This is a genomic window from Hoeflea sp. BAL378 (genome assembly GCF_000759435.1).
Lineage (GTDB): Bacteria > Pseudomonadota > Alphaproteobacteria > Rhizobiales > Rhizobiaceae > Hoeflea.
In genome coordinates, this window is record NZ_JRJG01000100.1 from 17,819 (window position 1) to 30,965 (window position 13,147).

Annotated in this window: 12 protein-coding genes; 7 read left to right on the top strand and 5 right to left on the bottom strand. The window is 66.7% G+C overall.

Annotation, left to right across the window (positions count from 1 at the left end):
• The first annotated feature begins 64 nt into the window (after positions 1 to 64).
• From hutI to speB, 5 genes are all read left to right on the top strand, one after another.
• A complete protein-coding gene (gene hutI, locus LL06_RS19145) occupies positions 65 to 1,258 on the top strand; it encodes an imidazolonepropionase (RefSeq protein WP_035530558.1) in 1,194 nt (397 codons plus the stop codon).
• Positions 1,255 to 2,796, top strand: a complete 1,542-nt coding sequence (gene hutH, locus LL06_RS19150; RefSeq protein ID WP_035530524.1) for a histidine ammonia-lyase — start codon at positions 1,255 to 1,257, stop codon at positions 2,794 to 2,796. Before hutI ends, hutH begins: the two co-directional genes overlap by 4 nt.
• Complete coding sequence (gene hutG, locus LL06_RS19155; protein WP_035530527.1) at positions 2,793 to 3,593, top strand: N-formylglutamate deformylase; 801 nt, start codon at positions 2,793 to 2,795, stop codon at positions 3,591 to 3,593. The genes hutH and hutG overlap by 4 nt, the downstream gene beginning before the upstream one ends.
• A complete protein-coding gene (gene hutU, locus LL06_RS19160; RefSeq protein ID WP_035530529.1) occupies positions 3,590 to 5,272 on the top strand; it encodes a urocanate hydratase in 1,683 nt (560 codons plus the stop codon). The genes hutG and hutU overlap by 4 nt, the downstream gene beginning before the upstream one ends.
• A gap of 561 nt (positions 5,273 to 5,833) precedes the next feature.
• Positions 5,834 to 6,829 carry an agmatinase gene (speB, locus tag LL06_RS19165; RefSeq protein WP_035530531.1) on the top strand — a complete coding sequence of 332 codons (996 nt, stop codon included), beginning with the start codon at positions 5,834 to 5,836 and terminating at the stop codon, positions 6,827 to 6,829.
• 5 nt (positions 6,830 to 6,834) lie between these two features.
• Here speB and LL06_RS19170 read toward each other — a convergent pair whose 3' ends face one another.
• The gene (locus LL06_RS19170) at positions 6,835 to 7,425 is read right to left on the bottom strand and encodes an urea carboxylase-associated family protein (protein WP_035530534.1); all 591 of its coding nucleotides are present in this window, start codon (positions 7,423 to 7,425) and stop codon (positions 6,835 to 6,837) included.
• Complete coding sequence (gntA, locus tag LL06_RS19175) at positions 7,425 to 8,084, bottom strand: guanitoxin biosynthesis heme-dependent pre-guanitoxin N-hydroxylase GntA (protein WP_035530538.1); 660 nt, start codon at positions 8,082 to 8,084, stop codon at positions 7,425 to 7,427. Before gntA ends, LL06_RS19170 begins: the two co-directional genes overlap by 1 nt.
• A gap of 171 nt (positions 8,085 to 8,255) precedes the next feature.
• On the opposite strand from gntA, the gene LL06_RS19180 reads away from it, so the two are divergent.
• Positions 8,256 to 8,444: a hypothetical protein gene (locus tag LL06_RS19180; RefSeq protein WP_035530541.1), complete on the top strand. Its 189-nt coding sequence runs from the start codon at positions 8,256 to 8,258 to the stop codon at positions 8,442 to 8,444.
• A gap of 89 nt (positions 8,445 to 8,533) precedes the next feature.
• Positions 8,534 to 9,616, top strand: a complete 1,083-nt coding sequence (locus LL06_RS19185; protein ID WP_035530543.1) for an endonuclease/exonuclease/phosphatase family protein — start codon at positions 8,534 to 8,536, stop codon at positions 9,614 to 9,616.
• A gap of 205 nt (positions 9,617 to 9,821) precedes the next feature.
• Here LL06_RS19185 and LL06_RS19190 read toward each other — a convergent pair whose 3' ends face one another.
• The 3 genes from LL06_RS19190 to LL06_RS27715 form a co-directional block, all read right to left on the bottom strand.
• The gene (locus LL06_RS19190) at positions 9,822 to 11,297 is read right to left on the bottom strand and encodes an NAD-dependent succinate-semialdehyde dehydrogenase (protein ID WP_035530546.1); all 1,476 of its coding nucleotides are present in this window, start codon (positions 11,295 to 11,297) and stop codon (positions 9,822 to 9,824) included.
• Positions 11,297 to 12,592: a 4-aminobutyrate--2-oxoglutarate transaminase gene (locus LL06_RS19195; RefSeq protein ID WP_035530548.1), complete on the bottom strand. Its 1,296-nt coding sequence runs from the start codon at positions 12,590 to 12,592 to the stop codon at positions 11,297 to 11,299. The genes LL06_RS19190 and LL06_RS19195 overlap by 1 nt, the downstream gene beginning before the upstream one ends.
• A gap of 249 nt (positions 12,593 to 12,841) precedes the next feature.
• Positions 12,842 to 13,147, bottom strand: a 306-nt coding sequence (locus LL06_RS27715) for a glycoside hydrolase family 2 protein (RefSeq protein ID WP_035530550.1), incomplete at its 5' end; no start/stop codon positions are given.

Below are 13,147 nucleotides of genomic sequence, written 5' to 3' on the forward strand. Positions count from 1 at the left end.
CCCCTTGACAGGTTAATATGTATATACTTATAATCCATTTACACCGACATAACAAGGATGAATGATGCTTCTGACCAACGCAACCCTCGCGACGATGGAAGGCGCCCCCGCCTACGGGCTCATCGAGAAGGGTGCCGTTGCGCTCGAGGCGGGCCTCATCGCCTGGGTGGGCCCGGCCGACGCGCTGCCATCCGCGTTTCGCGACCAGGAGACCTTCGATCTCGAAGGCCGCGTGGTCACGCCGGCGTTGATCGACTGCCACACCCACATCGTCCATGGCGGCAACCGGGCGCGGGAATTCGAGATGCGGCTCGAGGGCGCGTCCTATGAGGAAGTGGCCCGCGCCGGCGGCGGCATCGTCTCGACGGTGGCAGCCACCCGCGCCGCCTCCGAGGCCGACCTGCTCGCAGGCGCGCTCACCCGCGTCGACGCCATGATCGCCGAGGGCGTGGCCGCGATCGAGATCAAGTCCGGCTACGGCCTCGACATCGGCACCGAGCTCAAGATGCTGCGCGTCGCCAGGGCCGTCGCCCAGCAACGGCCGGTGCGGGTCTCGCTCACCTATCTCGCCGCCCACGCCGTCCCGCCCGAATACAGGGACCGCGCCGACGCCTATATCGACGAGGTCGTCATCCCCGGCCTCGACGCCGCCCATGCCGAAGGCTTGATCGATGCGGTCGACGGCTTCTGCGAGGGCATCGCCTTTTCGCCCGACCAGATCGCCCGCGTCTTCGACCGCGCCAAGGCGCTGGGCCTCGGCATCAAGCTCCATGCCGAACAGCTTTCCAATCTCGGCGGCGCCCGGCTGGCGGCTTCCTATTGCGCGCGGTCGGCGGATCATCTGGAATACGCCACCGACGAGGACGCCAAAGCCATGGCGGCGTCCGGCTCCGTCGCGGTGATCCTGCCCGGCGCCTTCTACACGCTGCTCGAGACCGTGGCGCCGCCGATTGCGGCCTTCCGCACCCATGGCGTGCCGATGGCGGTCGCCACCGACTGCAATCCCGGTTCCTCGCCGATGGCCTCATTGTTGCTCGCCATGAACATGGCCTGCACCCTGTTCCGCATGACGCCGGAGGAGGCGCTGGCGGGCGTCACAAGGCACGCCGCCCGGGCGCTCGGCGTCGCCGACGCGGGACGGATCGCACCGGGCCTGCGCGCCGACCTCGCCATCTGGGACATCGAGCACCCGGCGGAACTCGCCTATCGCATTGGTTTCAACCCGCTCTCGCGGCGCATTTTTGGAGGCGAGCTGTGACGCTCACACTGTTTCCCGGCCGGGCCACGCTCGGCGACCTCGAACAGATCTGGCGCAGCGGCATCGCCGTCCGGCTCGATGACAGCGCGCTGCCCGGCATCGAGGCCGCCGCCGAGCTGGTGCGCCAGGCTGCCGCCGGCGACGCCGCGGTCTACGGTGTCAACACCGGCTTCGGCAAGCTCGCGAGCGTGCGCATCAAGCCCGGCGACACCGCGCAACTGCAACGCAACCTGATCCTGTCCCATTGCTGCGGCGTCGGCGAGCCGCTCGATGTCGCCACGACCCGGTTGATGATGGCGCTCAAGCTCTTGTCCGCTGGCCGCGGCGCCTCGGGCATCACCTGGAAGACGCTCTCGGTGATCGAGGCAATGCTGGCCAAGGGCGTCACCCCGGTGATCCCGAGCCAGGGCTCGGTCGGAGCCTCCGGCGATCTCGCGCCGCTCGCCCACATGGCCGCCGCCATGATCGGCGAGGGCGAGGCCATGCTCGACGGCGAGCGCATGCCGGCGATGCAGGCGCTCGAGCGCGCCGGCGTCGAACCGGCCGTGCTCGCGCCGAAGGAAGGACTGGGCCTGATCAATGGAACGCAGTTTTCCACCGCCTGCGCGCTCACCGGCTATTTCTCGGCGATCCGCAATCTCGAGGCCAGCGTCGTCTCCTCGTGCCTGTCGACCGACGCGATCATGGGCTCGACCGCGCCGCTCGAAGCGGGCATCCATGAATTCCGCGGCCATCGCGGCCAGATCGACATTGCCCGCGCCATGCGCGCGGTAATGGCGGGCTCCGAGATCCGCGAAAGCCACCGCGAGGGCGACACCCGCGTGCAGGATCCCTATTGCATCCGCTGCCAGCCGCAGGTGGCGGGCGCGGCGCTGGACATCCTGCGCTTCGCCGGCCGGACGCTGGAGATCGAGGCCAACGCGGTCTCCGACAATCCGCTGGTGCTGGTGGCCGAAGGCAAGATCGTCTCCGGCGGCAATTTCCACGCCGAGCCGGTGGCCTTTGCCGCCGACCAGATTGCGCTCGCCATCGCCGAGATCGGCGCCATCTCGCAGCGCCGCGTGGCGCTGATGGTCGACCCGACATTGTCCTTCGACCTGCCGCCGTTCCTGACCCCCGCGCCGGGATTGAATTCTGGCCTGATGATCGCCGAGGTCACCACGGCAGCGCTGATGAGCGAGAACAAGCATCTCGCCAATCCCTGCTCGACCGATTCCACGCCGACATCAGCCAATCAGGAAGACCATGTCTCCATGGCCGCCCACGGCGCGCGGCGGCTCAAGCGCATGAACGACAATTTGAACGTCATCATCGGCGTCGAACTCATGTGCGCGGCGCAGGGCGTCGAATTCCGCGCGCCGCTGACGACGAGCCCGGCGCTGCAGGGCGCACTCGCGCTGATCCGCTCGGAGATCGCCACGCTCACCGACGACCGCTTCATGGCAGGCGACATCGCCCGCGCCGCAGCACTGGTGGCCGAGGGCAGGGTGCAGGGCGAATGCGATGTGGCGACCCTGATTGCCGGAGAGGCGGCATGACCCCGGTCGAGGTCAGGCGCGGCGACGGGCCGCTGGTTCTGGGCCTGCCGCACACCGGCACCTTCGTGCCGGATGACATCCTCGCGCGGCTGACCCCGCTCGGCCGGACGCTCGGCGACACCGACTGGCACATCGACCGGCTTTACGATGGGTTGATCGACGGCGTCACCACGGTGCGCGCCAATTTCCACCGCTATGTCATCGACGCCAACCGCGACCCTTCCGGCGCCAGCCTCTATCCCGGCCAGAACACCACCGGCCTGGTGCCGATGACGGATTTCGATGGCGAGCCCCTCTGGCTCGACGCGCCCGACGCCGCCGAGATCGAGGCGCGGCGGCTCGCCTGGCACGCGCCCTATCACGCGGCGCTCGAAGCGGAGCTCGCGCGCGTCCGCGACATCCACGGCGTGGCGATCCTCTACGATTGCCACTCGATCCGCTCGCAAATCCCGTTCCTGTTCGAGGGCACATTGCCCGATTTCAACATCGGCACCAACAATGGCGCCACCTGCGCACCGGTGATCGAGGCGATCGTGGCCGGCATCTGCGCCGGCGCGGAAAGCTACTCCAGCGTGCTCAACGGCCGCTTCAAGGGCGGCTGGACGACAAGGCATTATGGCCGGCCGGCGGACAATCTGCACGCCATCCAGATGGAGCTGGCGCAGAGCACCCATCTCAAATCCGAAAGCCTGCCATTCGATTACGATCCGGAGAAGGCGGAGCGGCTGCGCGTCCATCTCACCACCATTCTCACCTCACTTGCCGATCTCGCACCTTCCCTGGGAGCCAAGCCATGACCAATCCGAGACACAATCAGCGCGACGTCTATCCGCCGACCGGCACCGAGATCACCGCCAAGAGCTGGCTCACCGAGGCGCCGATGCGGATGCTGATGAACAATCTGCACCCCGACGTGGCCGAGAACCCGCACGAGCTGGTGGTCTATGGCGGCATCGGCCGGGCGGCGCGGACCTGGAAGGATTTCGACCAGATCATCGCGAGCTTGAAGAGCCTGAACGACGACGAGACGCTGGTGGTCCAGTCCGGCAAGCCGGTCGCCGTGGTGCGCACCCATGTGGACGCGCCGCGGGTGCTGATCGCCAATTCCAATCTGGTACCGCACTGGGCCAACTGGGACCATTTCAACGAATTGGACAAGCGCGGGCTCGCCATGTACGGCCAGATGACCGCCGGCTCCTGGATCTATATCGGCACGCAAGGAATCGTCCAGGGCACGTTCGAGACCTTCGCCGAGGCCGGCCGCCAGCATTACGGCGGCGACCTCAAGGGCAAGTGGATCCTGACCGGCGGCCTGGGCGGCATGGGCGGCGCCCAGCCGCTCGCCGCCGTCATGGCCGGCGCCTGCTGCCTGGCCGTCGAATGCGACGAGACCCGCATCGATTTCCGCCTGCGCACCCGCTATGTCGACGCCAAGGCCCATTCGTTGGACGAGGCGCTCGCCATGATCGACCAATGGACCAAAGCGGGGGAGGCCAAGTCCGTGGGCCTCCTCGGCAACGCCGCCGATGTCTTCGTCGAACTCGCCGCCCGGATGAAGGCGGGCGGCCCGCGCCCCGACATCGTCACCGACCAGACGTCCGCGCACGACCCGCTGCATGGCTACCTGCCGCAGGGCTGGACCGTCGCCGAATGGCGCGCCAGGCAGGAGAGCGATCCGAAGGCGGTGGAGAAAGCGGCCCGCGCCTCGATGAAGGCCCATGTCGCGGCCATGGTCGATTTCTGGAACGCCGGCGTGCCGACGCTCGACTACGGCAACAACATCCGCCAGGTGGCCCAGGACGAGGGCCTGGAAAACGCCTTCGCCTTCCCGGGCTTCGTGCCCGCCTATATCCGCCCGCTGTTCTGCCGCGGCATCGGCCCGTTCCGCTGGGTGGCGCTGTCGGGCGATCCCGAGGACATCTACAAGACCGACGCCAGGATGAAGGAGCTGTTCCCGGACAACGCGCATCTGCACGCCTGGCTCGACATGGCGCGCGAGCGCATTGCCTTCCAGGGACTGCCCGCCCGCATCTGCTGGATCGGCCTCGGCGACCGCCACCGCGCCGGCCTCGCCTTCAACGAGATGGTGGCCTCGGGCGAACTCAAGGCGCCGATCGTCATCGGCCGCGACCACCTCGATTCCGGCTCCGTCGCCTCGCCCAACCGCGAGACCGAGGCGATGCAGGACGGCTCCGACGCCGTCAGCGACTGGCCGCTCCTCAATGCGCTGGTCAACACCGCCTCGGGCGCCACCTGGGTGTCGATCCACCATGGCGGCGGCGTCGGCATGGGCTTCTCCCAGCACGCCGGCATGGTCATCGTCGCCGACGGCACCGAGGCGGCGGCCCGCCGGCTCGAACGCGTGCTCTGGAACGATCCGGCCTCGGGCGTCTGGCGCCACGCCGACGCCGGCTACGACATCGCCCTCGACTGCGCGCGGGAGCACGGGCTGAATTTGCCGGGGATTTTGGGGTAGGGGACGCGTCAACCTCCCCACGCCCCTTCTCGGAGAGGATACAATGGCGTGGCAAAGCCAAGTCTCCGTTTTTATTGGTGAGAGGGCCTCTACGCCGCCATACCATCCCCCTCACCTGCAATTTCCAGCACTTAGCTGACGCTAAGATGCTGAAATTGCTTCCTCTCCCCATGGGGAGAGGGCCGGCCCGCGAATCCCGCAGCTTCCTCTCCTCGCCCCTCCGGGGAGAGGATACAAAATCGCGATCTTGGACCGCAGGGCCAAGTCGCAGATTTTGTTGGTGAGGGGGATGGCCTGGTCCTAGGTGGCCAGCCCGCGGCGCGCTCCCAACCTCCCCCTTGAGGGGAGGTCGGAGAGGCAAGCGGAGCGCGGCCGATCCGGGTGGGGGTATTGCCTCTGTTGCTCGCTGCGCTCGCGTCCCCCATCCCTAACCCGTCCCCTCAAGGGGGACGGATTCCGCAATCCTCCCCAAACGTGCCTCCCTCCCTCTCGAAACCGCTTCCCATGTTTCGCCGCGATGGGCTAATTGTGGCTGAGTGCAGTCAACAGGGCGGAACAGAAATGACCAGGAATTTCAACCAGCCGCTAGGCGGCAACGAGATGCCGCGCTTTGGCGGGCCCGGCACGATGATGCGGCTTCCGGCGGCGGAAAGCTGCGACGGGCTTGATGCCTGTTTCGTTGGAATCCCCATGGACATCGGCGCGTCCAACCGGCCGGGTACCCGCTTCGGGCCGCGCCAGATCCGCGCCGAAAGCGCCATGATCCGGCCCTACAACACGGCCACCGGCGCCGCCCCCTTCGACTGCATCCAGGTGGCCGATATCGGCGACGTGGCGATCAACACCTTTGACCTGAAGGCCTCCGTCGACATCATCGCCGCGCGCTACAAGGAGATCTTCGCGTCAGGCTGCATTCCGCTCACGCTCGGCGGCGACCATACGCTGACCTGGCCGATCCTGAAGGCGGCGAGCGGCCATCACGGCCCTGTGGCGCTGGTCCATGTCGACGCCCATGCCGACATCAACGAGCACATGTTCGGCGAGGCGATCGCCCACGGCACGCCGTTCCGCCGCGCCCACGAGGCGGGCGCGCTGATCGCCGACAAGGTGTTCCAGATCGGCCTGCGCGGCACCGGCTATTCGGCCGACGATTTCAACTGGTCGCGCGCGCAGGGCTTTACCGTGGTGCCCGCCGAACACTGCTGGCACCGCTCGCTTGCGCCGCTGATGCAGGTGGTGCGCGACCGCATCGGCGACGCGCCCGTTTATCTGAGCTTCGACATCGACAGCCTCGACCCGGGGCTCGTTCCCGGCACAGGCACCCAGGAGATGGGCGGCCTCACCTCCATCCAGGCGCTCGAGATCGTCCGCGGCTGCGCCGGGCTCAACCTCGTCGGCTGCGACCTGGTCGAGGTTTCCCCGCCCTATGATCCGGGCGGCACCACGGCGCTGCTCGCTTCCAACCTGCTTTACGAGATGCTCTGTGCGCTGCCCAAGGTGGAGGCCCACCGCCGGAGCACCGTCAAGGGCGATCCGCTGGGCGACCGCATCTTCTGAAGCCCTCAGGCCGCGTCATCGACCCGGTAGTCGATCGGCTTGTAGCGGAAATTGTTGGACTGCCCGGCCGAGCAGGCGGTCATGGCGACGACCAGGTCCATCTCGGCGCGGAACACGGTCTTCTGCCCCGGCTTGCTGAGCGGCGGCAGCACCTTGATCTCGCCGCTGTCGCTGTCGACCGCCACATGCATGAACACGTTGAAGGCGATCGGGATCTGGTCGGGGCCGACGCCGTAGGGAGCGAGCGCGGCTTCCAGATTGCCCTGGCAGCCGTGATGCGGATGCGCGTCGCCATAGATTATGCGGAACGTGTCGCGCGAGCACGGCGTCAGGCTGAAATCGTGGCGGCCGACTTCGTCCTCGACGATGGTGAGCATCGGGTTCGAGCGGTTCGAATAGAGCAGGTCGCCGGTCGAAAGGAAGATCCGCCCGGCATAGTCGATCGACCGGCCGGAGGAGAGGTACTCGCGCAGATCGAGCGCGTTGAAGGCGACGAGGTCGGAGACCTGCTCGCCCTCCGGGTCTATGACCGTGAGCTGCTGACCCTTCCTGAGCTTGAACGCGGTGCCGCTGCGCGGCGGGATTCTCTCGACCATCAGGCGACTTCCTTGTGCGAGAACGGGCATTTCCACTCGCCATCGACGGCGCGGCCCGAATACTGGCGCGCCTCCGAGGCCTTGCCGTGGTCGCTCAGCATCGGGTTGACGCTGCCGGCGAGCTTCTCGTCGCGCTCGCGGATGATCTGCTTCATCTTGTCGAAGCGGCCGTCGGCGCGGAGCTTCTCGAACTGCAGATGCGAATTGAACACCAGCGCCGGCCGCTCGTAGCGTCGCGCCGGCCGCGACGCATGCGGGTGCAGCCCGATCACGAAGTACGGCTCGCCGCCGAGGCTCAGCGAGAAATGCGGCGATTGCGGATCGGCGTCCACGGCCTCGCTCCACGGCTGGCCGCTGACCACGTCGAGATTGTGCAGCGACTGCAGCCGGTTCCACAGCGCCGTCTCGAAGGCTTCCTCGTCGAGGTCGTCGGGACCGTCGAAGATCACCACGAAGGACCGGACGATCGGGCTGTCGTGATCCAGCGTCTCGCTGAAATCGCGCAGCGCGCGATGGATCTCGACATCGTCGGCGGGGCTGTCGATCTTGCCCACGGACAGCGTGCTGAGCGCATCGCGCGCCAGCGCCGACTTGGCGCCGACGCACGGGAACTCCGCGCTTTCGACAAAGTCACGAAACGAGCTGGATACGTCGGTCATCGGGGAAAACTCACTCTCCACAAGCCCCTCGGGGGCGGACTGCCGAGCTAAACGATGCGCGCAACGGGAAGTTCCGTGGATATATTTCGCGCGGCGGAAGGGAACCCTCCGCCCGATGCCGCGTTGACTGGGCAGCGGAAAGCCCCACGACCAAATAGAGAGATCGCGCAGATGAACGAGAACCTGTTTGAGATCGAAACCTGGCGGAACCAGTGGTTCTACAAGTTCGGCAGCGAATACACCGGCCCCTACCGCGACCGAAGCGACGCCGTCGCTGCGGCCGCGGCCGAACTCGCGCCGCTCGCGTCCCGCTATCCGGCCTCGATGCGCGCCACCCTGGCCGATCTCGCGTCTGCCTAGACGTTGGCGCCCTCCCTCGACATACCGACATCCTCTGACGACGCCCCTGCACACCCTTTCGGGGGAACGGCCGCGCGGGGAGCCCGGCGATGATTCCGATCCTGCTCCTCGTGCTGGCGGCGATCTGCCTGATCGCCAGCCTGATCCCGCTATTGCCCTTCGCCCACGGCATGGTACGCTCGTTCGATTTCGGCCGGCTGCAGGTCATCGCGGTGGCCGCCGTGGTCATCGTCGCCACGCTCACCTTCAGCGTCGCCGCGCCCACCTATCTCGTCACCATCGGCATGGCCGCCGCGGCGATCGTCATCCAGCTCCTGCATGTTTTGCGCTTCACGCCGCTGTGGCCGCGCCAGACGGCCGGGTTTACCGGCGATCCGGAGACGACCGAGACCATCTCGGTGGTGGCCTGCAACGTCAAGGAGAGCAACCGCGACTACCATCTCGTGGCGGACATGCTCTGTTCGGCGCGGCCCGATGTCGCCGTCTTCATGGAAACCAATGCCGCCTGGGGCGAGGCGCTCAAGTCGAGCCTCGCGGACTATCCCCACACCATCCTGCAGCCCCAGGAGAACAGCTACGGCATGATTCTCGCCAGCCGCTATCCGCTCAGCGACTGCGAGGTGCGGTTCCTGCTCAACAAGGAGGTGCCGAGCATCTCCTGCGTCGTCACTCTGCCCGGCGGAAGCGAGGTCCGCATCATCGCGCTCCATCCCGAGCCGCCGCTGCCGGTGCGCGACACCTATGGCCGCGACGCCGAGATCCTGCTGGTGGCCGAGGAAGCGCAGGACGAGGCGCGGCCGCTGATCGTCACCGGCGATCTGAACGACGTCGCCTGGTCGCGCACGACCCGGCGGTTCCTGAGGATTTCGCGCCTGCTTGATCCGCGCCAGGGCCGCGGCCTGTTCAACTCGTTCGACGCGCGCTACTGGTTCCTGCGCTGGCCGCTCGACCACATCTTCCACTCCCGCCACTTCGAGCTGGTGGCGATCGAACGGCAGCGCTTCGTCGGCTCCGACCATTTCCCGATGTATTACAATCTGGCGCTCACCGGCGGCGGCGACAACGAGACCCCGGAAGCGCCTCACGCGGATGATATCGAGGAAGCCGACGAAGCCGTGCGCATCGAGAAGGGCCGCGATCGGCGCCCGGCCGGCGTCGACTGGGAGGACTGATCCCGGCCGCGGGCACCGTGCGTGTCGTAAGCGCCGCCGGTTTGGAGGGATTGTGCAGAAAATGGCGCTGCTTTCCGTCATCCCGGCCCCCGAGCCGGGATCCAGCCACCCGGCGTCTGCCGGGTGGAAGACTCATTCAGCCCAAGGACTTGGGCTGTCTGGATGCCGGGTCAAGCCCGGCATGACGGCGGTGTGAGATCAGGCCTCAGATGCCGCCGAGGCAGATGTACTTCATCTCGAGATAGTCGTCGCAGCCGTATTTCGAGCCTTCGCGGCCCTGGCCCGACTGCTTGACGCCGCCGAAGGGGGCCACTTCCGTCGAGATCAGGCCGGTGTTGACGCCGACCATGCCGTATTCCAGCGCCTCGGCCACGCGCCAGACCTTGCTGAGGTCCTTGGCGTAGAAATAGGAGGCGAGGCCGAAGATCGTGTCGTTGGCCTGCTCGATCACGTCCTCGACGCTGTCGAACTTGAACAGCGGCGCCACCGGGCCGAAGGTCTCCTCGCCTGCCACCTTCATGTCGCGGGTCACCCCGGTCAGGATGGTGGGCTCAAAGAAGGTTCCGCCGAGTTCATGGCGCTTGCCGCCGGCGAGCACCTTGGCGCCCTTCGACGTGGCGTCGGCGATGTGGTCCTCGACCTTTTCGACCGCGTCCTGGCTGATCAGCGGACCGGTGGTCACGCCGTCGCCGAAGCCGTCGCCGATCTTCATCTTGCCTACGGCCGCCGCCAGCTTTTCGGCGAAGGCGTCATAGACGCCCGCCTGCACATAGATGCGGTTGGCGCAGACGCAGGTCTGGCCGTTGTTGCGGTATTTGGAAATCATCGCGCCCTCGACCGCGGCGTCGAGATCGGCATCGTCGAAGACGATGAACGGCGCGTTGCCGCCCAGCTCCATCGAGGTCTTCTTGATCTGGTCGGCCGACTGGCGCATCAGGATGCGGCCCACTTCGGTGGAGCCGGTGAAGGTGATCTTGCGCACCTTGTCGTTGGAGCAGAACTCCTGGCCGATGGCCGAGCTCGACCGCGAGGTGATGACGCTGAGGATGCCCTTCGGCACTCCGGCATCGACGGCGAGCTTGGCCATGGCCAGCGCCGACAGCGGCGTCTCGCCGGCCGGCTTGGAGATGAAGGCGCAGCCAACGGCCAGCGCCGGGCCGAGCTTGCGGGCGATCATCGCATTGGGGAAGTTCCACGGCGTGATCGAGGCCACGACGCCGACGGGCTGCTTCAGAACGACGATCCGCTTGTCGGGCTGGTGGCCGGGGATCACGTCGCCATAGACGCGCTTGGCCTCTTCGGCGAACCATTCGATGAAGCTCGCGCCATAGAGGATCTCGCCCTTGGCTTCCGGCAGCGGCTTGCCCATCTCGGCGGTCAGGATCGCGCCCAGATCGTCGGCATTGGCGACCATCAGGTCATAGAGCTTGCGCATGACCGCGCTGCGCTCCTTGCCGGTCTTGGCGGCCCAGGCCTTCTGCGCCGCATAGGCGGCGTCGATCGCTGTTCTTGTCTCGTCCACGCCCAGGTCCGGAAGCGAGGTGATGACCTCGCCGGTGGAGGGGTTGAGCACGTCGAAGGTCTTGCCGCCGGGGGCGGTCTTGACCCATTCGCCGCCCACCAGGGCGGCGCTGACCAGCAGGTCCGGGTTCTTCAGCATGTCTGCGAGTGTCTTGGTCATTATGCTTTAGCTCCAAATTCCGAATGAACTTCACGAATGGACGCTTCAAGAAGGTCCAGCGCTTCCTGGAACACCGTGTCCTGGATGGTCACGGGCGACAGGAAGCGGATGACATTGGCGTAAACGCCGCATGTGAGCAGAATGAGGCCCTTCTCCAGCGCGCGGGACTTGACCGCATTGGTGAAATCCGGGCTCGGCTTGCCGGTCTTGACGTCATTGAACTCGATGGCGTTCATGAAGCCGGGGCCGCGGATGTCGACGATCTCCGGCACATCCTCGCGGATCGCCTGCAGCCGCTGCTTGAGCCGGTTGCCAAGCTGCATGGCGCGCTCGCACAGGCCCTCTTCCTCGATCACGTCGAGCACGGCGTGGGCGGCGGCGATGCCGATCGGGTTGCCGCCATAGGTGCCGCCGAGACCGCCCGGATTGGCCGCATCCATGACGCTTGCCTTGCCGGTGACGGCCGCGAGCGGAAAGCCGCCGGCCAGGCCCTTGGCCATGGTGGTGATGTCCGGCGCCACGCCGTGGTGCTCCATCGCGAACATCTTGCCGGTGCGGGCGAACCCGGTCTGGATCTCGTCGGCGATCAGCAGGATCCCGTGCTTGTCGCAGATCTCGCGCAACAGCTTGAAGAAGCCCGCGGGCACCTCGTAGAAGCCGCCTTCGCCCTGCACCGGCTCGAGGATGATCGCGGCAACGCGCGCCGGATCGACATCGGCTTTGAACAGGGTGTCGAGCGCGGCCAGCGACTGCTCGACGGAGACACCGTGCAGCGCCGCCGGGAAGGGGATGTGATAAACGTCACTTGGCATCGCGCCGAAGCCCGCCTTGTAGGGAAACACCTTGCCGGTCAGCGCCATGCCCATGAAGGTGCGACCGTGAAAGGCGCCAGAGAACGAAACCACCGCGGCGCGCCCGGTGGCGGCGCGGGCGATCTTGATGGCGTTCTCCACGGCTTCGGCGCCGGTGGTCACGAACACGGTCTTCTTGTCGAAATCGCCCGGAACCAGCTTGTTCAGCCGTTCGGCGAGTTCCACGTAATTCTCGTAGGGCACCACCTGGTGGCAGGTGTGGGTGAAGCGGTCGAGCTGCGCCTTGACGGCCTCGATCACCTTCGGGTGGCGGTGGCCGGTGTTGACCACGGCGATGCCGGCGGCGAAATCGATGTAGCGGTTGCCTTCGACGTCCCACAGTTCGGAATTCTCGGCGCGATCCACATAGATCTGCGTCATCACGCCCACGCCGCGTGCAATGGCGTCTGTCTTGCGGGATTGAATCTCGGCGTTCTTGCTCATCTTCGCTGCTTTCTTCGTGTTTTTCGTGCCGGCTCGCCAAAAAAGCTCGCCGCGGCGTCCGATCCGGCCGGTTGGAGCCCTTTGCCCGCCCCCGGGGAATGATATTCCGGAGCTGGTATATCGACAAAACCGCGTCTGGCAAAGCCATCACGGGTTGCCGGCGCCGCCCCTTTTTGCCGCATGAACAGCGCATCCCCGGATGCCGGCGAAGGCAGGTCCGGGCGCCGCCCCTTGGCCCCGGGTCAGGTGTCAGCCTTGCAGATAGCGGACCCGGCCGTCGCCCCGGATTCCGCCGCGGGCGCGGCTCAGCGTCAGGTGCTTGGGAACGCCCGGAAGCAGGGTGACCGCGTTGTCCGACCAGACATCCGAGCCGCCATGATCATAGGTGACATAGAGGGCGGGCAGGTCGCTGGTGAGCGTCACCTGGTCTTCAGTCCCGGTGACCTCGATCCGGGGCGTCGCGAAACGGTAGTCCTTCGGCCGGCGCAGCAGATAGTCGTTCTCGCCGGCGTGGCCGCCCGCGCTGTCGCGCCAGTCGAAATGCAGGAACTCGTC